This is a genomic window from Afipia broomeae ATCC 49717 (assembly GCF_000314675.2).
In the GTDB taxonomy this organism is placed as follows: domain Bacteria; phylum Pseudomonadota; class Alphaproteobacteria; order Rhizobiales; family Xanthobacteraceae; genus Afipia; species Afipia broomeae.
On the sequence record NZ_KB375283.1, the window covers coordinates 522,199 to 546,214 of the forward strand.

The following is a 24,016-nucleotide window of genomic DNA, read 5'->3' on the forward strand; positions in this document are numbered from 1 at the left end:
GAAATAGGCCAAGCAGTCTGTGATTTCAGCCATTTGGACCCATCCCTGATGTCATCTCCTTCCTCACCCGCGACGCAGGCCACCTTCGCCATTGGCGATGAGCGCACGGCCAGCCGCATTGTGGATGCCATCACTGAACGTTACCCCAGCCACGACCTCGCCATTGCCGCCTTCGAGGTGCCGGGCGGCCGCTGGGACATCACCATGCATTTCGCCGAAGCCCCGGATGAGGACTTCATCCGGGCGCTGGTGACGGAGACCGCCGGCGACGCGGCGGCCCAGTCGATCATCTTCAGCACGGTCGAGACCAAGGACTGGGTCAAGGCCAGCCTCGCGGATCTGGTGCCGGTGAATGCCGGACGGTTCGTCGTCCACGGCAGCCACGACCGCGAGCGCGTCCCGCCCAACAAGATCGGGATCGAGATCGAAGCCGCGCTCGCATTCGGCACCGGCCATCACGGCACCACCCGCGGCTGCCTGCTGCTGCTCGATCAGGTCCTGAACCGGCGCACCCCGAAGCGCGTGCTCGATCTCGGCTCCGGCACCGGCGTCCTGGCCATTGCGGCTGCCAAGGCGCTTCGGCGGCGCGTGCTGGCCAGCGATATCGATCCCCGCTCGGTGGCCGTGGCGCGGGAAAATGCACAGCTTAACGGCGCCGGTAATTGGGTCGAGGCGATCCATGCCACCGGATTTCAGTCGCCGCATTTTGCGGCCAACGGTCCGTTCGGACTGGTGCTGGCGAACATTCTCGCCAACCCGCTGCGGCAGCTTGCGCCGTCGCTGGCGGCGCATCTGGCTCCGCAGGCATTCGTGATCTTATCGGGATTGCTGCCGCACCAGGCGAGCAGCGTGGTCGCCGCCTATCGCGGCGCAGGATTGAAGCTGCTCAAGCGAATTCAGATCGAAGGCTGGAGCAGCCTCTTGATGCAACGGCGCTGAAACCTTGCGCTCAATTGTCTGGATTATTCCCGTCTCATCCGGTGGGGCGTGATGTCCGCCTCGGTATAGCCAGCCTCAAATCGCGCCCTGCGGGCTTCACGCTGCAACCGGCTTTCCGTCAGCCGGTCGAGCATCTGAACGATAACCCCGCGTGGCTCCTTGATTGTCACCGCCGGAGTGCTTGCGCGAGCCGGAGCCGAAATCTTCTCAAACATAAAAGCTGGCATGCCCTATCCCCTCTTCATTGAGTTGGAAAACACACCCCTCCGCATTTCCTGGCGGCGCAGTAACCTCAACAATTGCAATCGCCAAACCGTTCCCCGTCACCTGTTAATCCCCACAGCCGTCGTTGGAAGCGGGGTTGAGTATGTATAAGCACAAGTCATGCCACCCTTGCGGACGTCGGCAGCCGATTGCCGCCCCCGCCCCGGAATCCTAAGGTCGAGCGATGTTCGAAGCCCAGTTCCAGACATTTGAAGAGCCCGAAGGCGGCGTTGCGCTGACCGCGCGGCTGTCCGCATTTCGCGAGGAATTGCTGCGCCGGCAACTGACGGGATTCGTAATTCCCCGCGCCGACAGCCAGCAAAACGAATATGTGCCGCCCTCCGACGAGCGGCTGGCTTGGCTGACAGGCTTTACCGGCTCGGCGGGACTGGCCGCCGTCCTGACCGGAAAAGCCGCGGTTTTCGTCGACGGGCGCTACACCATCCAGGCGGCCAAGCAGGTCGATACGACCGCGTGGACCATCGAATCCCTGATCGAACCCCCGCTGGAAACCTGGCTGACCGCGAACCTTTCGGCGGGGGACCGCCTCGGATTTGACCCATGGCTGCACACTTCGGCAGCAGCGGAGCGCCTCGCCAAGGCCTGCGAAAAGGCCGGTGCGGAACTGGTGGCGGTGAACAGCAATCCGGTCGATTCGATCTGGAATGATCGGCCTGCCCCGCCGCTCGGGGCAGTGAAAGTTCATCCCGCACAATTCGCCGGTGAGAGCGAAAGCGACAAGCTCGCGCGTATCCGCAAGGAGATCGCGAAGCTCAACATCGATGCACTGGTGCTGTCGGATTCTCACGCCGTGGCTTGGACCTTCAACATCCGCGGCGCGGATGTTGCGCACACTCCGCTGCCGTTATCCTACGCACTGGTCCCGAAAGACGGCAGGCCGACCATCTTCATCGATCACCGCAAACTGTCGAACAGCGCGCGCGATCATCTGGAGAAGAACGCCACCGTCGAAGAGCCCGATGCCTTGATGCCGAAGCTCGCCGAACTGGCGCGCACCAAGGCCGCCATCGGTCTCGACTCAGCGACCGCCGCCGACGCGCTGAGCCGCATGATCGCGGCGGAAGGCGGCAAGCCGGTGCGGGTGACCGATCCGGTCGCCATGCTGAAGGCCGTGAAGAACGCCGCCGAGATGACGGGCACTCGCGCAGCGCATAAACGCGACGGCGCGGCGCTGGTACGGTTTCTGGCGTGGATCGACAAGGAAGCACCGCGCGGTAAACTCACCGAGATCGACGCCGTCGAAGCCCTGGAAACCTTCCGCCGCGAAACCGGGGTGCTGAAAGACGTGTCTTTCCCGACGATTTCCGGCACCGGCCCGAACGGCGCCATCGTGCATTACCGCGTCACCCGCAAGTCCAATCGCCGCATCGCGCCGGGCGACCTGCTGCTGATCGATTCCGGCGCGCAGTATGAGGACGGCACCACCGACGTCACCCGCACCATCGCCATCGGCGAGCCGACAGACGAGATGCGCGACCGGTTCACCCGCGTGCTGCGTGGGCATATCGCCATTTCGCGCGCGGTGTTTCCCGACGGGGTCACCGGCGCGCAGATCGACGCCTTCGCGCGGCAATTCCTATGGCATGCCGGCATCGACTTCGATCACGGCACCGGTCACGGCGTCGGCAGCTATCTGTCGGTGCATGAAGGCCCGGCCCGCATTTCCAAACTCGGCACCACGCCACTCAAGCGCGGCATGATCCTGTCCAACGAGCCCGGTTACTACAAGACCGACGCTTTCGGCATCCGCATCGAAAATCTCGAACTGGTGGTCGAGGCCAGGATCGAGGGTGCGGAAAAGCAGATGAACGCGTTCGAGACCCTGACGCTCGCGCCGATCGACCGGCGGCTGATCGACGCCAACCGCATCAGCAAACAGGAGCTGCGCTGGCTCAACGATTATCACGCACGGGTCCGCCAGGAGATCCGCCCGCTGGTCGACGAGGCGACGAAAGTGTGGCTCGACGCAGCGACCGAACCCATGACACACGAGAGACAGTGAAAGCCGCGCGCTGAATACAACGAACAAGAGTCCGGACAACGTGACCGACCCAAAGATCGCAGCCGTGAAGGCTGCACCGCCCGCCATGTGGAAACTGCTGCTGATGCTGGTGGCGATGAACGGCCTTGCGCCGGTCTCGCTCTACATTCTGGTACCCGCGCTGCCGATCCTAGCGAAGACACTGAACAGCGACGTCTCCGCCGTGCAGCTCAATGTCTCGCTGTTCATGGTCGGGCTGGCGATCTCGCAACTCGTGACCGGGTCATTGTCGGATCGCTTCGGGCGGCGGCCGGTGCTGCTGGCGGGGCTCGGCCTTGCGGTGATTGCGACCGTCATCTGCATGTTCGCGCAGACCCTGCCGCAACTGATTGCCGGGCGTTTCCTGCAGGCCCTGGGCGGCGCCACCGGCATGGTGATGAGCCGCGCCATCATCCGCGATCTCTACCCGCGCGAGCGCGTCGGCGGCATGATCAGCCTTGTGATCGCGGTGATGATGATCGCGCAGTTGCTCAGCCCGCTGATCGGCGGTTTGCTGGAAACCAGCTTCGGCTGGCGCGCGATCTTCTATTTCATGGCGGCGACGTCGGTCGCCGTCGCGGCTGGAATTGCGGCTGGTCTGCCGGAAACCCGCCCCGTACGCGGACCGGCGGAGGACGGCGGATTCTTTAAGGATGTGCGCGCGCTGTCGGCCAGCCGCGTGTTCTTCGGCTATGTGCTGTGCCAAATGCTGGCCTCGGCAATCATCTTCACCTTCGCGGGCGGCGGTCCTTACATCGTCGTCAACCAGATGGGCCGCTCTACAGCGGAGTACGGACTGTGGTTCGCGACGTCGGGCTTGGCTTACCTGCTCGGCAATCTGGTGTCGGTGCGCCTGTCTCCGCGCTATGGCATCGACCGTATGATCTGGCTCGGAATCGCGCTTCAGATCGGCGGATCGATTATCAATGTCATCTGGGGCGTCACCGGACTCAACCAGATGCCGCTGTGGCTGTTCGGCACGCATATGATCGTGATGTTCGGGAATGCTTTCGCGATGGCCAACGCCTCCGCTGGCGCAATCAGCATTCGTCCGCAAGCGGCAGGCACGGCCGCCGGTACGATGGGTTTCCTGCAAATGGGCTTCGGCTCCCTCTGCTCTCAGCTCGGCGCATTCCTCGGCGGCCAGTTCACAACGCCGCTGCCGCTCAATATCGCGATCCTGATTATTTCGGCGTCGTGCGCGGTCGTGATCGTTCTGCTGGTGCCGCGCACGCATGTCGCGGTGACAACGGAAAAGATTGTCGAGGCGGAAGCCGAAGAGACGGGGCTGATCTAGGGCAACCACTTTCCCTTTAGATCGAGGCTTCGCCGCCTCAATGCTGCTACTCCCTCTCCCCGGCGGGGAGAGGGTTGGGGTGAGGGGCTCTGGATCTATCGAGAGATTCTACGCCCTCACCCGACTTCGCTGCCGCGAAGTCGACCTCTCCCCACGGGAGAGGTGGGGTTAAGCACCACCCACCAGCGCCAGCCATTCGTCTTCGGTCAGCACCTGGACGCCGAGCTTGTTCGCCTCGGCCAGCTTGGAGCCCGCGCCCGGCCCCGCGACCACATAGTCGGTCTTCTTCGACACCGAGCCGGACGCCTTGGCGCCGAGACGTTCTGCGGTGGCCTTGGCTTCTTCGCGGGTGAATTTCTCCAGTGAGCCGGTGAAGACCACTGTCTTGCCCGCGATCGGGGAGTCGGTCTTCGCCTTCTCCGCAGGCTGGACCTCGATCTCACCGAGCAGATCGTCCACTGCCTTGACGCTGTGCGGCTCCCTGAAGAACTCGACCAGCGCGTTTGCGACAACCGCGCCGACACCTTCGATCGCATTGAGATCCTGATAGGCCTCGGACTGCGGCCCCTCACCCGCCGCGATCATCGCCGCGCGGAATGCCTCGACCGTGCCGTAGTGCCGGGCCAGCAGCTTGGCGTTGCCCTCGCCGACATGGCGGATGCCGAGCGCAAAGATAAAGCGATGCAGCGCGATGGTCCGGCGCGCGTCGATGGCAGCAAACAGATTGCGCACCGACGTCGCGCCGAAGCCTTCGCGGTCGGCCAGCTTTTTCTGCGACCGCGCATCGCGTTTTTCGAGCGTAAAAATATCGACCGGCGACATCACCAGACCGTCGGTGAAGAACTCCTCGATCTGCTTTTCGCCAAGCCCATCGATATCGAACGCATTGCGGGCGACGAAGTGCTTCAGCCGCTCCTTCGCCTGCGCGGGACAGGCGAGAGAATTGGTGCAGCGGCGCACCGAGTCAGGCCTGCCGGTCTTGGGATCTTCCTCACGCACCGCATGACTGCCGCAAGCGGGACACACCGTCGGAAACTTGTACGGCTTCGCGGACGCGGGCCGCTTGTCGAGCACGACACTGACGATCTGTGGGATTACGTCGCCCGCGCGCTGCACGATCACCGTGTCCCCGACGCGGATATCGACGCCTTCACGGATCGGCTGGCCGTCATTGCCGATGCCCTTGATGTAATCCTCGTTATGCAGCGTCGCGTTCTGCACCACCACGCCGCCAACAGTCACCGGTGCGAGTTTCGCCACCGGCGTCAGCGCCCCGGTACGCCCGACCTGAATTTCGATATCGTTGAGAACCGTGGTCGCCTGTTCGGCGGCGAACTTGTGTGCAATCGCCCAGCGCGGCGTGCGCGTGATGAAGCCGAGCCGCTCCTGCCAGTCGAGGCGATCGACCTTGTAGACCACACCATCGATGTCATAGCCAAGCTTGGCGCGCTGGGCTTCGATCTTGCGGTAGAATTTCAGGACACCTTCGACACTGTCGCACAGCGTGGTGAGCGGATTGGTGACAAAACCGGCCTTCTCCATCCATTCAATCATCTTGAACTGGGTCTTGGCCGGCATCTCGCTCATCTCGCCCCATGCATAGGCGAAGAATTTCAGCGGCCGCGATGCGGTGACCGAAACATCCTTCTGGCGCAGCGATCCGGCCGCCGAGTTGCGCGGATTGGCGAACACCGTATCCTCGGCTTCCGCCTGCCGCTTGTTCAGCGCAAGGAAGTCCTTCTTCAGCATGTAGACTTCGCCGCGGATTTCGCAGACCGCCGGAATGTTGCGGCCTTTCAGCTTGTGCGGAATATCGGCGATGGTCCGCACGTTGGCTGTGACGTCTTCACCGACCGAGCCGTCGCCGCGTGTCGCGCCGCGTACCAGAACGCCATCCTCGTAACGCAGTGACAGCGACAGCCCGTCGATCTTCGGCTCCGCAACGATGGCCGGAATCTCATCCTCACCAAGTTTCAGAAATCGCCGCACCCGATCAACGAAATCGGTGACATCCTCGTCACTGAACGCATTGCCGAGCGACAGCATCGGCACGCTGTGCGGCACCTTGGCGAAGCGGCCTGTGGGTACAGCGCCGACTTTCTGCGATGGCGAATCCCGTGTAACGAGACCGGGAAACCGCGCCTCGATAGCGTCGCTGCGCTTGCGCAGTTCGTCATAGGCCGCGTCCGAAATCTTCGGCGCGTCTTCGTTGTAATATGCCTCGTTGTGACGTTCGATCTCGAGTGCCAGCCGAACGAGCTCGACCTTGGCCTGCGTCTCGGTGAGCTTGTCGACGGCGATGGGAGCTTTCTTCGGTTTCACTGCCATGACGCGCCTCACGCGGTCGCGGCTTTGAGCAGCCGGTCTGCCGCCGCGCGCGCCTCGGCGGTAATCTCCGCACCCGCCAGCATGCGCGCGATTTCCTCGCGGCGATGATCCTTGGCCAGTGTCGCTACCCGCGTCGCGACACGCTTGCCCTTGTCGAGCGCATCCTTGGAGATCAAGAGATGCTGATCCGCGCGCGCCGCCACCTGCGGTGCGTGGGTCACGGCCATGACCTGAACCTTTTCGGCCAGCCGCGCCAGCCGCGCGCCGATGGCGTCGGCCACGGCGCCGCCCACACCGGTATCGATTTCGTCGAACACCAGCGTCGGCGCCGAACCACGGTCCGAAAGCACAACTTTCAGCGCCAGCAGGAAGCGTGACAGCTCGCCGCCGGACGCGACTTTCATCAGCGGTCCCGGTTTGGTGCCCGGATTGGTCTGCACCCAGAATTCGACGCGATCGAAACCCTGCGGTCCCGGCGACGCAGGATCGGATTCAATTTGCGTCGAGAATTTCGCGCGGTCCAGCTTGAGCGGCGCGAGTTCTGAATTGACGGCCTTGTTAAGTTTCTCGGCGGCCTTGTTGCGCGCGGCGGAAAGCTTCTGCGCAGCCGCGTCGTAAGCCTTGTCGGCGGCGGTGGCCGCCTTTTCCAGAGCCTTCAACTGGTCCGCGCCGGCGTCGATCAGCGCGACGTCCGAAGCATAACGCTGCGCCAGCGCCGCCAGCCCGTCGACCGGTGTCGAGTATTTTCGCGCAGCTCCGCGCAATGCAAACAGCCGCTCCTCGATCCGTTCCAGTTCGAGCGGATCGAAGTCCGCGGCGATCAGCGCCGCATTGAGATGCTGGTCGGCTTCTTCCAGCGCATTGATCGCGGCGTCCATCGCCTTCACCGCGGGCTCGATCAGCGCCGGCGCAGTGCCCGCACGGCGCTCCAGCCGGCGCACCGCCGCTGCCAGTGACGAGACCGGCGATTGCGGACCGCCGACCGCGGCCTGCGCCTCGCGCAAATCCTCGGCAATTTTCTCGCCCTGCATCATCACGGTGCGGCGTTCCGCCAGCGAGGTCTCCTCGCCTTCCAGCGGATTGAGTTTCTTCAATTCGTCCGAGGCGTGGCGCAGATAGTCCGCCTCGCGGGCGGCGCGTTCCATCCCGGCGCGATGCTCGTCCAGCGCCGTGCGGGCGGTGCGGCGCGCATCCCAGAGCGCTTCGACGGCGGTCACGTCTTTCTCGAGGGCCGCGAAAGCGTCGAGCAGCCGCCGATGCGTGGCGGTATCCACCAGCGCGCGCTCGTCATGCTGGCCGTGAATTTCCACCAGTGTGGTGCCGACCGCCTTCAGGGTTTGCACGCTGATCGCCTGATCGTTGAGGAAAGCCCGGGTTCGCCCGTCGGCAAGCTGCACCCGCCGCAGGATCATCTCGCCGGTATCGTCGAGGCCGTTCTCGCGGAGGATGGCGCTGGCGGGATGCTTCTTCGGAACATCGAACACGGCCGTGACCTGGCCCTGCTCAGCCCCGTTGCGGACCAGACTCGCATCGCCACGCCCGCCAAGCGCCAGCGCGAACGCATCCAGCAGGATGGATTTGCCCGCGCCGGTTTCACCGGTGAGGACAGCCAGACCTTTGAGGAAATCGATATCGAGCCGCTCGATCAGGACGATGTCGCGGATCGAAAGGCGGGCCAGCATGCGGAGTTAGTCCTGCAACGAGAAGATCAGCCGAGGCCAACCTTCTTGAATGCGCGGGTCATCCACGAATCCTTGTTGGCGGCCGGTTCGACACCGCCGGACTTTACAAGATTGTAGGCGTCTTTGTACCAGCGGCTGTCAGGAAAGTTGTGGCCAAGCACGGCGGCGGCGGTCTGCGCCTCGCCGACAATGCCGATCGCCATATAGGCCTCGGTCAGACGCGCCAGCGCTTCCTCGACATGCCGGGTGGTCTGGTACTGAGTCACCACGACCTTGAAGCGGTTGATCGCCGCCGTGTAGTCCTTCTTGTCCATGTAGTAGCGGCCGACGGTCATTTCCTTGCCGGCGAGCTGGTCGCGGGCGGCTTCGATCTTCCGCTTGGCGCTGGTCGCGTATTCCGAGGTCGGATACTTGCGGATCACTTCCTCAAGCGCGGCGATGGACTTCTCGGTGCGGCCCTGATCGCGCGAAACGTCCGGAATCTGGTCGAAGTTCGAGGCGGCGATCAGATACTGCGCATAGGCGGCGTCCGGGCTGCCAGGATGCAACGCGACGTACCGGTTGGCGGAGGAAATGCACTCGTCGTAGTCGCCGTTCTCGTAGGCCGCGTAGGCCGACATCAAAAGAGATTTACGCGCCCATTCCGAATACGGATGCTGGCGGTCGACCTCTTCGAACTTCTTCATCGCCGACTTGCGGTCACCCTTCTTGTTCATCAGGTACAAGCCCTCGTTGTAGAGCTTGTCCGCCGGTTCATCGACGAAGGTTTCTTCCTTGGCGAAATACTTGTCCCACAGGGCGCCGGTACCGCAGCCGCTGAGCGGCACGGCCAGAACCATCAGGCCGAACGCAAGGCGCGCCTGACGGCCGATACGGCTCATCAGGGACGGGTCGGGACTATTGCGCAGTTCGAGCGTCATACGTTTGGGCCGACCTGAATATGAATCCGACGTGGTTTGGGTCGCTGACCAGCCTGCTGCCGCCATCGCGGCACAAACAATCCCCAAAGGCTCGTTCAGCGCGCCTATGTAACTGAAAAACGGGCCTTAACCAACCGGATAGGTGGACAATTCGCCGGGATTAAGGCGGATTTCGGCAGTTCAACAATGGCTTGGTTAAACGCTACCCCGGTCAACCGACGAACTCGTTAAACCGGGAGTTTCGAAACCCGTCAGCGCGCAAACGGCAAACGCTCAGGAGACGTTCGGGCCGTAGGCTACGGCGACCATGCCGCCCGCGACATCGGCGTGGCCTCGCGCGGCGCGGCGTGCAACCGCCGGACGTTCGAGCACCGGCTCGACAGCTTCCACGATCCGCCAGGCATGGCGATCAGCCATCAGCGCGGTGAGCACGGCATGGTTGAGCTTGTGACCGCCACGCACCGAGCGATAGAGGCCGATCAGCGGCAGGCCGGCCAGCGCCAGATCGCCCACCACGTCGAGAACCTTGTGACGGACGCATTCGTCGGCATAGCGCAGGCCTTCGGTGTTCAGCACGCGCGTGTCGTCGAACACGACGGAGTTCTCAAGCGAAGCGCCGAGGGCGTAGCCCGCGCTCCAGAGCTTGTTGACGTCGCCGACGCAGCCGAAGGTCCGGGCGCGGCAGATATCGCGGCGGAAGCTGCCGGCGTCGAGGTCGAAGGCGTAAGCCTGTCGGCCGATTGAAGAATTGGCAAAGTCAATTTCGAGTTCGGCGCGGAACCCGCCTGCATGGGGGCGGAGTTCGCCGAACGATTCGCCCATCTCGACCTGTACGGGCTTCAAAACTTCGATGAACCGGCGAGCTGCGTTCTGCTGAACGATGCCGGCCTGATCAATCGCATCCACGAAGGGAGCGGCGCTGCCGTCCATGATCGGCACTTCAGGCCCGTCGACTTCGATGGTGGCGTTATCGACGCCCATGCCGCGCAGCGCGGCCAGAACATGTTCGGCGGTGGAAACGAGCGGACCCTGGTCGTCGCCCAGCACGGTCGCGAAATCAGTGGCGATGACGGAGGCCGCGATGGCGGCAACTTCACGATCAGCGCGGGTGAAGATGAAACCTGAATTGATTTCGGCTGGTCCGATCGTCACACTGACCGGAGATCCAGAATGAACGCCGATGCCCGTCACGGTGACCTGCGACCGGAGCGTTGTCTGCCGACTCGATTTCATTCCCGATTGCCCAAAGTTTTAGTCATCCCAAGTCGCTGTAACCGAACTGGTTTCGCCTGTTGAGCCGGCGGTGCGACCGTGGATCGTCCCCAAGTGCGAGAACCTTAACCTCTGCAACAAAGAGCGCCACTCACGCTTGTTTACAGATTGTTACCCCAAACTCGCCGCAATCACGCCGCCGGTCTGGCCATTTTCCCGATCCCGGGGGACGGCTTTCACCCGATCCGGGGCAGCCTGTAACGCAAAGATTTTATCAGGAAAAACAAATATTTAATTTACATCCCGGCAACTGCGCGGGCGCCTCATGCAAATGCCCCGGCCTGTGACCGGGGCATTGCCGCATTCAGCGATTGTAACAATTGTCAGTTGGCCTGGCGCCGCAAGAAGGCGGGGATATCCAGATGGTCCTCCCCACCGCCCTGCGGTGCGGCCGGAGCCGGACGTCCGTGCGAATCAAGCCCCTGAGGTGCCGGGCGGCGAGCGTATTCAGATACCGGAGCGCCAGAGCCACCGAACTCGGCGGGAACCGGACGCTGCGGCTTGCGCTCGGGCAACGGCGGCATCGACGGCATGGCCGGGCCGGACGCACGGGCGGCGATCGGCGGCTCGGTTTCCTCGTCGCGGCGGCCGAGGCCGACATTGGCCAGACGCTGCAGCAGCGAAGCGCGCTTCTGAGGCGGATGCTCCTCGGCGGTTTCGCCGCGTGCCTGCCGGATCTGGTTCTGGGCCGGAACCGGCAATTCCTCGAACTGCGGCATCCGCGGCGCGCGGAGCGGCATGCGCTCGGCAGGCTGTGGAATGAACGACGCAGGCGGGGCAGCTTCCTGGAGGTTCATCGGCTCGTCGTGATCCGGGAAGAGCGAGGGCTTCGGCGGAATCGGACGCACGCTGACGTCGCCATAGGCGGCGGGCTGCATCGGCGCCGGAGCCGGACGCTCGGTCGGAGAGACAGCTTCCGCGATGGCAGCAAGCGCCGCGCGGTCGATCTGGTCGGCGGTGGCACGTACCGGCGCAGGTGCGGCAGCGGTCTTCTGCTGCTGCGCGCGTTCGGCCATACGCTGGTTGTCGGCGCGCAGACGCGCCGTGAGTTCGGCAAGGCGGCTTTCAGGTGCACCTGAAGTGACCTGCGGCGCCGGAGCGGCGCGGCTGGCAGCGACCGTGTCGATGCCGGTGGCAACCACCGACACGCGGATAACGCCTTCAAGGGTTTCATCGAACGTCGCGCCGACGATGATGTTGGCGTCGTTGTCGACTTCCTCGCGGATGCGGGTGGCGGCTTCGTCGACTTCGAACAGCGTCAGATCCTTGCCGCCGGTGATCGAGATCAGCAGGCCCCGCGCCCCGCGCATCGACGAATCGTCGATCAGCGGGTTGGCGATCGCAGCTTCCGCCGCGGTCAGCGCACGCTTCTCGCCGGTGGCTTCGCCGGTGCCCATCATGGCCTTGCCCATTTCGCGCATCACGGCGCGGACGTCGGCGAAGTCGAGGTTGATGAGTCCTTCCTTGACCATCAGGTCGGTGATGCAGGCGACGCCCGAATAGAGCACCTGATCGGCCATCGCGAAGGCGTCGGCGAACGTGGTCTTCTCGTTGGCGACGCGGAACAGGTTCTGGTTCGGGATGATCAGCAGCGTATCGACCACCTTCTGAAGCTCGGCGATGCCGGCCTCCGCCGTGCGCATGCGGCGCTGGCCTTCGAAGTGGAACGGCTTGGTGACGACGCCGACGGTGAGGATCCCCATCTCGCGCGCGGTCGCGGCGATCACGGGGCCTGCGCCGGTGCCGGTGCCGCCGCCCATGCCCGCGGTGACGAACACCATGTTCGCGCCCGAGAGGTGATCCTTGATCTCATCGATGACTTCCTGGGCGGCCGCGGCGCCAACGTCCGGCTGCGAACCCGCGCCGAGACCCTGGGTGACCTGAGTGCCCATCTGCACGATGCGCTCGGCCTTCGACATGGTGAGGGCCTGCGCGTCGGTGTTGGCGACGACGAAATCGACCCCCTGCAAACCGGCGGAGATCATGTTGTTGACAGCGTTACCGCCCGCGCCGCCGACGCCGAACACGGTGATGCGTGGCCTCAGCTCGCGAACATCCGGGGGTGTGAGATTGATGGTCATGGTTGCCTCTCGATTATGCGCGCGCGTGGGGGCTTGGGCTGCACGCCAAAGCGGTTGATGAATTGGTCCGATCCGGTGTTGAGATCATCAGAAGCCCTCTCGAAGCCATCTGCCGACCTTTCCGAAGTAGCCGTTAGTCCCTGTCATGAGCTGCCGCGTGTGCCGCGGTTCGACGTGTTCAAGGTGTGCGAATTGCGGATAGACCAGCAGGCCGGTCGGCACCGCGAACGATGCACTCTTGGCCTCGTTGGGCAGCCGGCCGAAGCCGAGCGGACGCCCGATACGAACCTCGCGGCCGAGAATGCGGCTGGCGAGATCCGGAATGCCGGTGAGCTGCGATGCGCCGCCGGTCAATACCACTCGCGCCCGCGGCTCTGCCGCAAAGGGGGAATCCGCGAGCCGGTCCCTGACCATCTCAAAAATCTCCTCGACCCGCTGCTTCACGATGTTTGCAATCGTGGCGCGGGATACAATCTGCGGCGCGTCACCGTCGTGACCACCTACCGTCGGCACACTCATGACTTCGCGCGCGTCAGAACCGCCGGTCAGCACGGTGCCATATAACGTCTTGATTCGCTCGGCATCCGCAATGCACGCACCTAAACCGCGCGCCAAATCCATCGTCACGTGTTGTCCGCCGACGGCAAATCCGCTGGCGTGAACACACTGACCGGCGGAATAGGTCGCGATCGTCGTGGTACCCGCGCCCATCTCGACGACGGCGGCGCCCAGATCGGCTTCATCGTCGGTCAGAACCGCAAGCCCGGACGCGTAAGGCGCGCAAGCCATGGCCTCGACGTTGAGATGACAACGCTCGACCACCAGCATCAGGTTTTTTGCCGCCGTCGCGTCGGCCGTAATGACGTTCATGTCGATGCCGAAGTGGCGTGCGACCATTCCGCTCGGATCGCGGACGCCCTTGACGCCGTCCAGCGAGTAAGTGGCGGGCAGAACGTGAAGCACCGTGCGTCCCCGCGGGGTCGCATGATGCATGCCGGCGCTGATGACGCGGCTCATATCGGCGGGCGTCACCGCGCCGCCGCGCAATTCCGAGGAGGCCTCGACCATAGCGCCTTGCAGGCGGCCGGCGGAGACCGACAGCAGCACCGATTCAACACGGACCTTGGCCATCCGCTCAGCCAGCGCCACGGCCTGACGCACAGCCTGCTCGCATTCATTGAGATCGACCACCGCGCCGGCCTTGACGCCGCGCGACTGGATATGGCTCAGCCCGATCAGTTCGACGGCATGGGTCCGGCCGCGCAGCGCATCGCTCGGCGGGCACGGCTTCAGCCGCGCGATCAGGCAGGCGATCTTGCTGGTGCCGATGTCGAGCGCGGCGACGAGCGCCGTCTTGTTCGGCGGCATCTGCCGGGTCTTCGGGGTTTGAACGCCATCAAGACTGGTCATGCGCTTCCAGCCTTCTTCGGGGTTTTCTTGTCCTTGAGCAGATCATTGCGCGCCTTGGCCGCGTCCTCCGACAGGCGCACGGTCAGGCGATCCGGCAGCCGCATGTCGATGGCGGTGATGTCGCGCGAGAACAGGCCGGTCTCCTTGTCCATCTTGGACAGGGTCGCCAGCGCCTTCTCGACCTCGAATTCCGGCAGGCGAACGTCGACGCCGTCGGCCAGACGCAGATTCCAGCGCCGCTCGCCGACGAACACGATCGCCTTCACCTGCGAGCGCACTTGCGGGTATTGCTCCAGCAGTCCGAGGAAATCCTTGGCGCGGGTTTCGGCACCCTTGCCCACCACCAGCGGCAGCGACACGAAACGCCGCGCCACATAGGGCTCAAGCACCGTTCCGTCGGACGAAATCACCGATACCCGGCCGTTTTCCTGCCACAGCGCGAAGGGCGAGCGCTCGGTAATGTCGATCTGCAAGCGGCCCGGATAAAGCTTCTGCACGGTGGCGTCGGAAATCCACGGGTCGGCCTTCAGCTTGTCGCGCGCGGTCGCGGCGTCAAGAAACAGCAGCGACGAGCGGCCGGTTACGCCGCCGACGGCGAGAATCTCGTCCTGCGTAAGCTGTTTGCGGCCGGTGATCGCGACGCTGGTGATTCGGAAGCCGACGGAATTGGCCGCAGCGTTGCGGGCGTCGCTCAGCGCCCCGAGCACTTCGTCGGTGTGACCGCCCTTGACCACGCCCAGCACGGCGGCGCCGATCAGCACCACGGCGGTCGCGAACAGTCCGAAGCCGCGCGGACGCCGGCGCTCCAGCATGGCGATCCATTGCGGCTCTTCGTATCGGGTGACGTGTGCGGTGTTCGCACGGCGAGCCGCACCTTGCGCGCGGGCGCGCGGACGCTGGGCTGCGGAAGCGCCCCTCGTCTGAGGATTAGATTGGGGCCTCTGCGATCTCACCGATCGAGAGAGGCGTCCTCCACCATCCATTGCACCAACTCGTCAAATGTTACGCCTGCGTGAGCCGCAAGCTCTGGAACAAGTGACGTCTCGGTCATGCCGGGTTGGGTGTTTACCTCGAGGCAGGTCAATCCCCCTGTTCCCTCGATGCGATCGTCGTAACGGAAATCCGCACGGCTTACGCCCCGGCAGCCAAGCGCCACATGCGCCGCCAGCGTTAACCTTCGGACTTCCTGGTAAACAAAAGGTAAAATAGGTGCAGGCAGGATGTGTTTTGATGCGCCCGGAGAGTACTTTGCCTCGTAATCGTAGAATTTGATTAAAGGTACGATCTCGATCACCCCCGTCGGCTCGCCATTGATGACGGCACAGGTGAGTTCCTTACCCGCGATGTATTTCTCGACCAGAAGCTGGTCGCCATGGGGCCAGTCCTCGCGGAACAGCTCCTGCGGAGGGTGGGCGTGGGCCTCGGTGACGATGAAAACCCCGACGCTGGAGCCGTCTGCCACCGGTTTGATGACATAGGGCGGCGCCATGGCGTGCCCCTTGGCCACTTCGGCGCGGGTCAGCGTCAGCCCTTCCGGCACCGGCACCCCCGCTGTCGCCATTACCGTCTTGGCGAGATCCTTCTGCATCGCCAGCGACGACGACAGCACGCCGGAGTGCGAATAGGGAATCCCGAGCGTTTCGAGCACGCCCTGAATGGTGCCGTCCTCGCCGGGCTTGCCGTGCAACATCACCAGCGCCGCATCCGGCTTCAACTGTTCGAGAACGGTCGCGATGTTGCGCTTCACGTCGATGCGCGTGACCTGGTAGCCCTTGCGCTCCAGCGCATCGGCGCAAGCCTTGCCAGAGCGCAGCGAGACTTCCCGCTCCGACGACCATCCGCCCATCAGCACTGCGACGTGTTTGAATTGATTCATGATCTCTCCCGATACGCCTACCTACGCTGATTTGAGCCGATGACCAAGCCGCCGCAATTCAGGTATTGTCGCCGCGACACAGCAATCGGAGCCGGCAGCGAGGCTCAACAAGAAGGCTATTTTCATGATCCGAGCCTGGCTCGACCTGTCCGCCATCGGAATTTTCGCCGTCCTTATCGTGCTTTATTTCGGCTTCTCGCTGTTTCTGGCGCTGATCTCTTTTCGCAGCCCTTTGGCCCGGCACGTGCAATCGCTGACCGGCGTGGTCGCGCCATTCTTCGGTTCTGTTGCAATCCTGTTCGCGCTCCTGACCGGCTTCCTCGCCAACGATGTCAGCGAACGCAACCGCCGCGCCCATCGCGCCGTAGAAACGGAAGCCGGTGAAATCCATAACCTTCATACGCTGAGCGTGGCGTCGGTCTCAGACATGCAGTCCATTCGCAGGGCCATCAAAGTGTATGTCACATCGGTCGTCACCGACGAGTGGCCGACGCTCGACAGGGGCCAGACGTCGCCGATCACGGGGGCCGCATACGACGACCTGCTGCACGAAGTAAGCGTCCCATCGATCGGAAAAGCGTCGGGCTCTGCCGTCCAATCCGCAATGCTTGGCTCCGCACTGCGCATCGGCACAACGCGAAACGAGCGCGTGGCCATCTCGTCGGACCACACGAACGACCTGAAATGGCTCGTCGTGATCCTGCTGGCGCTGTTCACGCAGGTGGCGATCGCCCTCGTTCACCTCGAACGCCCGCGCGCATTCGCTGCTTCGATGACCGTGTTTTCAAGCGCGGTGATCGTCACACTGGGAATCATCGCGCTGCAGGAATATCCGTTCAACGGCGCATTCAGGGTTTCGCCGGCGCCTCTGGCGCAGCTTCTGTCGCTGCCCGAAGCGATCACGCCGCGCCCTCTGAACTAGGGAAGCTGAGCTAGGGCAGCGCGACGCCGATCCGCTTGATCTCCCAATGCAGATCGATACCTGAATTCTCCATGACCCGCGCGCGCACGGTTTCGCCCAGCGTCTCGATGTCGTGCCCGGTCGCGTCGCCGGTGTTGATCAGAAAATTGCAGTGCATCTCGGAGACCTGGGCTCCGCCGACGCGGAAGCCGCGCATCCCCGCCGCATCGATCAGTTTCCACGCACTGTGACCCGGCGGATTCTTGAAGGTCGATCCGCCGGTCTTCTCGCGGATCGGCTGCGCGGTTTCACGGTGGTTCTGCACCTCGGCCATGCGGGTGCGGATCGTCTCGGGATCGGTGACGCGCCCGCGATAAAGCGCGGAAGTGAAAATCACCGACGTGTCGACACCTGAATTGCGATAGACGAATTTCATATCGGCGTTCGAGAATGTGACCTTCTCGCCCGCGCGCGTGATGCCCCGCGCCTCGACCAGGACGTGCTTGGTCTCGCCACCATTGGCGCCCGCGTTCATGCGCAGCGCGCCGCCGATCGAGCCGGGAATCCCGAAATAGAATTCGAGCCCGCCGATGTTGGCAGCGGCAGCAGTCTCCGCCACGCGCTTATCCAGCGCGGCCGTGCCGGCGCGAACCATATCGCCTTCGGCTTTCACTTCCCCAAAGCCGCGTGGCGACAGGCGAATGACCACACCGCTCACGCCGCCATCGCGTACGATCAGATTCGAACCGACGCCGACCGTATAAACCGGAATCTCCTGCGGCAGCCTCATAAGAAAGTAAGCGAGATCGTCCTCGTCTGCGGGCGTGAACAGAATCTGCGCCGGGCCGCCGACGCGAAACCATGTGAGAGGCGCGAGCGATTCATTCGCCAGCAGACGCCCGCGCAGATCGGGCATCGCAGACTTCAGATCGGCGCTGATGTCGGGAAAGGCCACTCTATTTGTCCAGCGCCTTCAACTCGTCCGGCAACGCGTAGGCCCACTGCGTGATGTTACCCGCGCCGAGACAAACCACAAAGTCGCCGGGCCTGGCGACATCGCGCACCACCGACGCAAGCTTGTCCACGCCGGGCAGCGGAATCACTTCACGATGGCCGTGCGCGCGCAAACCGAGCACGAACGCATCGCGATCCACGCCCGGGATCGGATCTTCGCCTGCTGCATAAATATCTGCAACGATGACCGTATCCGCATCGTTGAAGCAGGTGCAGAATTCCTCGAACAGCGACTGCAGGCGCGTGTAGCGGTGCGGCTGCACCACGGCGATCACCTTGCCCTTGGTGGAATCACGCGCAGCCTTGAGCACGGCGGCGATCTCCACCGGATGATGGCCGTAGTCGTCGATGATGGTCACGCCGTTCCACTCGCCGGTCCGCGTGAAGCGCCGCTTCACGCCGCCGAAGCCTGCCAGCGCCTTGCGGATCGCATCGTCCGAGATGCCGATCTCATGCGCGACGGCGATGGCCGCCGTCGCGTTCAGCGCGTTGTGACGGCCCGGCATCGGCAGCACCAGATCGGAAATCTCGTGAGCCGCATCCGTCTTGCGATGACGGAACGCAACCTTGAACTTCGAACCGCCGCTGAACGGCACCAGGTCGACAAGCCGCGCGTCGGATTGCGGGTTCTCGCCATAGGTAATGATGCGGCGGTCTTCGATCTTGCCGACCAGCGCCTGCACCACCGGATGATCGATGCACATCACCGCAAAGCCGTAGAAAGGCACGCCCTCAACGAAAGCCCTGAACGCATCCTGTACGGCCTCGAACGTCTTGAAGTGATCGAGATGCTCGGGATCGACATTGGTGACGATGGCCACGTCGGCGGGGAGCTTGAGAAATGTGCCGTCGCTCTCGTCGGCTTCCACCACCATCCAGTCACCTGCGCCGAGACGTGCGTTGGTGCCATAGGCATTGATGATGCCGCCATTGATGACGGTGGGGTCCATATTGCCCGCATCGAGCAGGGTCGCGACCATCGAGGTCGTGGTGGTCTTGCCGTGGGTGCCGGCAATGGCGATGCAGCTTTTCAGCCGCATCAGTTCGGCCAGCATTTCGGCGCGGCGCACCACCGGAATGCGCAATCCGCGCGCCGCCATCAATTCAGGATTGTCGCGCTTGATGGCGGTGGAAACCACCATCACGTCCGCGCCGTTCACGTTCTCGGCCTTGTGGCCAATGCTGATCTTGATGCCCTTGTCGCGCAGCCGGGTGACGTTGGCATTCTCGGAAGCGTCCGAGCCCTGCACGGTGTAGCCGAGATTGCACAGCACCTCGGCAATGCCGCTCATGCCGATGCCGCCGATTCCGACGAAGTGAATGGGTCCGATCTCGCGCGGCAGTCTCATCAATATCTTCCAGTCATGGGGGGACGCCGTCTCGGGCATCCATGGCGTCCTTCAAACAGACGAAGCTGGCCGGGACAAGCCCGGCCAGCTTGGAAAAATACACGATTCTTTTCAAATAGGCCGGAAAGGCCCGACTTCGTCCGCTATTCGGCGGCAGCGGGACAAACAGGGGCCGGAACCGGCTTCGCGCGTACCTCAAGCCGATAACTCGCCATCGCCAGCACGAGACCAGCCAGCGGCACCAGCGCCGCGATCCATGGCACCGACTCAAGGCCCGGTCCGCGATCGATCACAACACCGCCGAGCCACGCACCGATCGCATTGCCGAGATTGAATGCTGCGATGTTGAAACTCGAGGCCAGCGACTGGCCGGCACCATGCGCCTTGTCCAGTACCCACATCTGAAGCGGCGGAGCCGTCGCGAACGCTGCAACACCAAACAGAGCGGCAAAGGCAACCACTGCAATCTTGTTGTGAACCGCGAATGTCATCAGTGCGAGCACAACCGAGAGTGCGAACAGACTGCCAAATACGGTAGGCATGAGCCGCTTGTCGGCGAACCGTCCACCGAGCAGGTTTCCGATCAGCAATCCGATGCCGACCACCAGCAGGATCGGCGACACGGCAGCATCGGAGAAGCCCGTGACCTTGGTCAGCAGCGGCGCGAGATAGGTGAAGACAGCGAATACGCCGACCCATCCCAGCACCGTTGTGAGCAAGCCAGCGAGCACGGGGCCGCGCTTGAGAACCGCAAGATCTTCCCTGAGATTGAAGGCTTCAGGCGCTTCCTTGCTGGCCGGCACCAGCAGCGCAATGATGGCGAAAGCAACCACACCAACCAGCGTCACGGCCCAGAATGTTGCACGCCAGCCGAAATGCTGGCCGAGCCAGGTCCCGAACGGCACACCGAGAATGGTCGCGACGGTGAGTCCCGTGAACATGATCGCGATGGCCGATGCCTTCTTGTCGGACGCCACGAGCGAGGTTGCCACCACCGAGCCAACGCCGAAGAATGTGCCATGGGCGAAGGCCGTGAGCACACGCGCGGCCATCAGGGTCCAGTAGTTCGGGGCAAGCGCGCAGGCCAGATTGCCGATGGTGAAGACCGACATCAGCACCAGCAGCGCCGTTTTCCGCGGCCACCGGGCGGTGGCGATGGTCATGATCGGCGCACCGACCACGACACCGAGGGCGTAGCCGGAGATCAGCAGGCCCGCAGCCGGAATGGAGACGCCGAGATCGGCGCCGACCTGGATCAGCAGACCCATTATGACGAATTCAGTGACGCCGATTCCGAAAGCGCCGGCGGTGAGCGCATAAAGTGCGAGTGGCATGGAGCATCCCTCAGGCGAATCCGGCCAACCGCCGGCAACTCCGGAGAAGTGGACGCAAAGCCATTCGTGAACTAGACTTCCATAAGTAACAATATTTGTGAAACAAAGTCACAATGGCACGTCAGGACGTCAACCGATCCGGCGAAATGGAAGTGTTCGCCCGCGTGGTGGAACTGGGCGGCTTTTCGGCCGCGGCGCGCGCCTTCCGGATGACGCCGTCCGCGGTCAGCAAACTGGTGGCGCGGCTGGAAACCCGGCTCGGCGTGCGCCTTATCAACCGGTCGACCCGCAAGCTGCAACTGACCCCGGAAGGTACGGCCTATTACGACCGCAGCATCCGCATTCTCGACGACATCAATACGGCGGAGCGCGAAGCCGCAATCGGCGCAACCCCGCGCGGCCGGGTGCGGGTCAATACCAGCGTGCCGTTCGGGCTGCACTGGCTGCTGCCGCTATTGCCCGGATTTCTCAAGTTGCATCCCGGCGTCAATGTCGACGTGGCGCTGACCGATACGGTGGTGGACCTGATGGAAGAGCGCGCGGACATCGCCATCCGCGTGGGACCGCTGCGCGAGTCCCGTCTGCTCGCGCGCAAGCTCGGCGAGAGTCGGATGGTCGTGGTCGCGGCGCCCGCCTATCTCGCGGACCACGGAACGCCGCGCACGCCCGCCGATCTTGCCAAGCACAATATGCTCGGCTTCTGCTTTTCAAAGCAGATGGACGGCTGGCCGTTTCGTGACAGCAGCGGCCGCATCGTCTCGGTGCCACCGGTCGGCACCGCATTGGTCTCCGACGGCGAGGCCATGCAACGGCTGACCGTTGCAGGCGCAGGTCTCTCCCGGCTCGCCCGCTTTCATGTCGATGCGGATATCAAGGCGGGCCGCCTTGTGCCGGTACTCGAAGACTTCAACCCCGGCGATCTCGAGCCGATCCATGCGGTGTTCGTCGGCCATGGCGGACAACTGCCGGCGCGGGTACGGGCGTTTCTGGATTACCTGGTTGAGCACGTGAAGCTTTAGCTAAATTCCCGCAACCTTTACCGCGAGATCGGCGAGACGTTCCGCGGCATCGAGGCGTCCGACCGAACGCGCGCTGGTCGCCATCGTGGTCAGCCGCGCCGGATCGGCCCCGAGCGTGGAGATTTCCGACGCCAGACGATCCGGCGTGAATTCGTTTTGCGGAATCCGGATCGCGCCGCCTGCTTTCTCCAGCACGCCGGCATTGGCGAATTGATCCTGATCGATTGCGCCGGGGAGCGGCACCAGAATTGACGGACGACCTATCGCTCCAAGTTCGGCGACAGTGCCAGCGCCCGAACGCGAGATCACCAGATGCGTTGCTGCGAGCCGCGCCGGCAGATCGGCGAAGAACGGCGCCAGTTCGGCTTCGATCTTGAGACGATCATAGACCGCGCGTACGCGGCTCATGTCTTCCTCGCGCACCTGCTGTACCAGGCTCAATCTGCGCCACAGCGCCGGGTCAAGTTTCTCAATCGCCGGCGGCACGATGTCCGCCATGATGCGCGCGCCCTGACTGCCGCCGACAACGAGCAGACGCAACGGCCCCGTTGTATCCGGCGAAGCGTAAGGCACCGCAGCGGCAGCGAGGATCGCAGGCCGCATCGGCGTGCCGGTGACCGTCGCTTTTCCAGCCAGCGCCGGATCGCGGTCAAGGACACCAGGCAGCGATGTCGCGATCGCGCTGACCCGCGTCGACAGCAAGCGATTGGCGCGGCCGAGCACGGCGTTGGAATCGTGAATGATCGTCGGGATGCCGAGGAGTTTCGCCGCAATCAAAGGTGGCAGTGTCGGATAGCCGCCGAACCCGATCACGGCTTTCGGCTTCTGCCGTAACAGCAGCGCGAGCGACATCGCGCCGCCGGCCGCGAGCATCGCGCCGGTGCGCGCGAGCGCCCACGGCGTGCGCCCACGGACGGTTTCGCTCGGCACCACATCCATCATGTCGGACGTGAACATTCCGCCGTAGCGCACCGCGCGCGAGTCCGTCATCAGCCGCACGCGCGCGCCGCGCTTCATCAGCGCCACGCCGAGCGCCTCGGCGGGAAACAGGTGCCCGCCGGTTCCGCCCGCTGCCAGCATGATGAGAGGTGTATCCGGCATAACCGCCTCGTCAGGCGAAGCCGTGTGCGGCGTTGGCAGCGCCGATCGATTCCATTTCGACGCGCGGACGCTGCCGCGTCAGCGCGAGCAACATGCCGACGCCGTAGGCCAGCGAGATCATCGACGAGCCGCCATAGGAAATGAACGGCAGCGTCATGCCCTTGGCCGGCATCAGGTGCAGGTTCACCGCCATGTTGATCGACGCCTGGATACCGAACATGATCGCGAGGCCCGCAGCGGCAAAGCGCGCGAACATATCCTCACTGGCATAAGCCCGCGACAACGCGCGGATCACGATGAAGGCGAACAGCGCCAGCAGCGCGAGGCACAGAATGATTCCGAATTCCTCGGCCGCCACGGCGAACACGAAGTCGGTATGGCTGTCCGGCAAGATGCGCTTCACTGTCCCCTCGCCCGGCCCCTGTCCGAACCAGCCGCCATGGGTGAAAGCTTCCATCGCCGTGTCGACCTGGAACGTGTCACCCGACGCAGGGTCCATGAAGCGTTTGATGCGGCCTGCCACGTGCGGCACCATCATGTAGGCGCCGAACAATCCGACCGCGCCCGCGCCCATCAGCCCGAACACCCAGATCATCCGCATGCCGGCGATAAAGAACAGCGTGCCCCACACCATCAGGATCAGCATGGTCTGGCCGAAGTCCGGCTCCAGCACCAGCAGCGTGACTGTCATCAGCAGCAAGCCGAGCGCCATCGACGTCGCCGGCATTTCGGGCCGCTTGGCGGATTCGGCGAACAGCCACGCCACGAGAACGACGAAAGCGGGCTTCAGGGATTCCGAGGCCTGAATGTTGATGCCGAGAATGGTGATCCAGCGCTTGGCGCCCTTCACCTCCGGCCCGAACAGCAGTGTCGCCACGACCAGCAGGATGCTGACCGTAAACACAACCAGCGCGGTACGGCGCACCTGACGCGGCGACAGGAACGACACGCCGAGCATCACGATCAGCGACGGCACCAGGAAGAGCACATGCCGGTTGAAGAAGTGAAACGGATCGAGGCCGATGCGCGCCGCCACCGGCGGACTCGCGGCCAGCGACAGGATCACGCCGCCGAGCATGAGCGTGATGAAAGCGGCCACCAGCAGCCGGTCCACCGTCCACCACCATTCGCTCAAGGGTGTGCGTTGTTCGCGGGAGATCATGGGCCGTCCGCCATCCTGGTACCAGT

At 63.7% G+C, this 24,016-nt stretch carries 19 protein-coding genes; 5 read left to right on the plus strand and 14 right to left on the minus strand.

All coding sequences use genetic code 11. The features are described 5' to 3' along the window. Positions 1 to 48: 48 nt before the first annotated feature. Complete coding sequence (locus HMPREF9695_RS14920) at positions 49 to 939, plus strand: 50S ribosomal protein L11 methyltransferase (RefSeq protein WP_006021699.1); 891 nt, start codon at positions 49 to 51, stop codon at positions 937 to 939. Positions 940 to 962: 23 nt separating this feature from the next. On the opposite strand, the gene HMPREF9695_RS26980 is transcribed toward HMPREF9695_RS14920, so the two are convergent. Further along, positions 963 to 1,166, minus strand: a complete 204-nt coding sequence (locus HMPREF9695_RS26980) for a hypothetical protein (RefSeq protein ID WP_006021700.1) — start codon at positions 1,164 to 1,166, stop codon at positions 963 to 965. 221 nt (positions 1,167 to 1,387) lie between these two features. Here HMPREF9695_RS26980 and HMPREF9695_RS14930 point away from each other — a divergent pair, with 221 nt between their 5' ends. Together HMPREF9695_RS14930 and HMPREF9695_RS14935 are read left to right on the plus strand one after the other, a co-directional pair. Next, the gene (locus tag HMPREF9695_RS14930; protein WP_006021701.1) at positions 1,388 to 3,226 is read left to right on the plus strand and encodes an aminopeptidase P family protein; all 1,839 of its coding nucleotides are present in this window, start codon (positions 1,388 to 1,390) and stop codon (positions 3,224 to 3,226) included. 40 nt (positions 3,227 to 3,266) lie between these two features. Continuing rightward, positions 3,267 to 4,541, plus strand: coding sequence for a multidrug effflux MFS transporter (locus tag HMPREF9695_RS14935; protein WP_006021702.1), 1,275 nt, complete (start codon positions 3,267 to 3,269; stop codon positions 4,539 to 4,541). Positions 4,542 to 4,709: 168 nt separating this feature from the next. Here HMPREF9695_RS14935 and ligA read toward each other — a convergent pair whose 3' ends face one another. The 8 genes from ligA to HMPREF9695_RS14975 form a co-directional block, all read right to left on the minus strand. Continuing rightward, the gene (gene ligA, locus HMPREF9695_RS14940) at positions 4,710 to 6,869 is read right to left on the minus strand and encodes an NAD-dependent DNA ligase LigA (RefSeq protein ID WP_006021703.1); all 2,160 of its coding nucleotides are present in this window, start codon (positions 6,867 to 6,869) and stop codon (positions 4,710 to 4,712) included. Between the two features lie 8 nt (positions 6,870 to 6,877). Next, positions 6,878 to 8,551: a DNA repair protein RecN gene (recN, locus tag HMPREF9695_RS14945; RefSeq protein ID WP_006021704.1), complete on the minus strand. Its 1,674-nt coding sequence runs from the start codon at positions 8,549 to 8,551 to the stop codon at positions 6,878 to 6,880. Positions 8,552 to 8,577: 26 nt separating this feature from the next. Beyond that, on the minus strand, positions 8,578 to 9,471 hold the full coding sequence (locus tag HMPREF9695_RS14950; protein WP_006021705.1) for an outer membrane protein assembly factor BamD: 894 nt from the start codon (positions 9,469 to 9,471) through the stop codon (positions 8,578 to 8,580). Positions 9,472 to 9,744: 273 nt separating this feature from the next. Beyond that, positions 9,745 to 10,704, minus strand: coding sequence for a UDP-3-O-acyl-N-acetylglucosamine deacetylase (gene lpxC / locus HMPREF9695_RS14955; protein ID WP_006021706.1), 960 nt, complete (start codon positions 10,702 to 10,704; stop codon positions 9,745 to 9,747). A gap of 362 nt (positions 10,705 to 11,066) precedes the next feature. Then, the gene (ftsZ, locus tag HMPREF9695_RS14960; protein ID WP_006021707.1) at positions 11,067 to 12,824 is read right to left on the minus strand and encodes a cell division protein FtsZ; all 1,758 of its coding nucleotides are present in this window, start codon (positions 12,822 to 12,824) and stop codon (positions 11,067 to 11,069) included. 87 nt (positions 12,825 to 12,911) lie between these two features. Further along, the gene (ftsA, locus tag HMPREF9695_RS14965) at positions 12,912 to 14,234 is read right to left on the minus strand and encodes a cell division protein FtsA (RefSeq protein WP_006021708.1); all 1,323 of its coding nucleotides are present in this window, start codon (positions 14,232 to 14,234) and stop codon (positions 12,912 to 12,914) included. Then, complete coding sequence (locus HMPREF9695_RS14970; RefSeq protein WP_006021709.1) at positions 14,231 to 15,046, minus strand: cell division protein FtsQ/DivIB; 816 nt, start codon at positions 15,044 to 15,046, stop codon at positions 14,231 to 14,233. The genes ftsA and HMPREF9695_RS14970 overlap by 4 nt, the downstream gene beginning before the upstream one ends. Before the next feature lie 137 nt (positions 15,047 to 15,183). Next, positions 15,184 to 16,110: a D-alanine--D-alanine ligase gene (locus HMPREF9695_RS14975; protein ID WP_006021710.1), complete on the minus strand. Its 927-nt coding sequence runs from the start codon at positions 16,108 to 16,110 to the stop codon at positions 15,184 to 15,186. 124 nt (positions 16,111 to 16,234) lie between these two features. Between HMPREF9695_RS14975 and HMPREF9695_RS14980 the strand changes: the two genes are divergently transcribed. Next, positions 16,235 to 17,032, plus strand: a complete 798-nt coding sequence (locus HMPREF9695_RS14980; RefSeq protein WP_006021711.1) for a bestrophin-like domain — start codon at positions 16,235 to 16,237, stop codon at positions 17,030 to 17,032. 10 nt (positions 17,033 to 17,042) lie between these two features. On the opposite strand, the gene murB is transcribed toward HMPREF9695_RS14980, so the two are convergent. From murB to HMPREF9695_RS14995, 3 genes are all read right to left on the minus strand, one after another. Continuing rightward, a complete protein-coding gene (gene murB, locus HMPREF9695_RS14985) occupies positions 17,043 to 17,966 on the minus strand; it encodes a UDP-N-acetylmuramate dehydrogenase (protein ID WP_006021712.1) in 924 nt (307 codons plus the stop codon). Position 17,967: 1 nt separating this feature from the next. Next, positions 17,968 to 19,374: a UDP-N-acetylmuramate--L-alanine ligase gene (murC, locus tag HMPREF9695_RS14990; protein ID WP_041712518.1), complete on the minus strand. Its 1,407-nt coding sequence runs from the start codon at positions 19,372 to 19,374 to the stop codon at positions 17,968 to 17,970. A 143-nt stretch (positions 19,375 to 19,517) separates the two neighbouring features. Further along, a complete protein-coding gene (locus HMPREF9695_RS14995) occupies positions 19,518 to 20,708 on the minus strand; it encodes an MFS transporter (RefSeq protein ID WP_006021714.1) in 1,191 nt (396 codons plus the stop codon). Positions 20,709 to 20,821: 113 nt separating this feature from the next. Here HMPREF9695_RS14995 and HMPREF9695_RS15000 point away from each other — a divergent pair, with 113 nt between their 5' ends. Further along, complete coding sequence (locus HMPREF9695_RS15000; protein WP_006021715.1) at positions 20,822 to 21,727, plus strand: LysR family transcriptional regulator; 906 nt, start codon at positions 20,822 to 20,824, stop codon at positions 21,725 to 21,727. Here HMPREF9695_RS15000 and murG read toward each other — a convergent pair whose 3' ends face one another. Both murG and ftsW read right to left on the minus strand, forming a co-directional pair. Continuing rightward, complete coding sequence (murG, locus tag HMPREF9695_RS15005) at positions 21,728 to 22,828, minus strand: undecaprenyldiphospho-muramoylpentapeptide beta-N-acetylglucosaminyltransferase (RefSeq protein ID WP_006021716.1); 1,101 nt, start codon at positions 22,826 to 22,828, stop codon at positions 21,728 to 21,730. A 10-nt stretch (positions 22,829 to 22,838) separates the two neighbouring features. After that, complete coding sequence (ftsW, locus tag HMPREF9695_RS15010; RefSeq protein WP_006021717.1) at positions 22,839 to 23,990, minus strand: putative lipid II flippase FtsW; 1,152 nt, start codon at positions 23,988 to 23,990, stop codon at positions 22,839 to 22,841. Positions 23,991 to 24,016 lie beyond the last annotated feature (26 nt).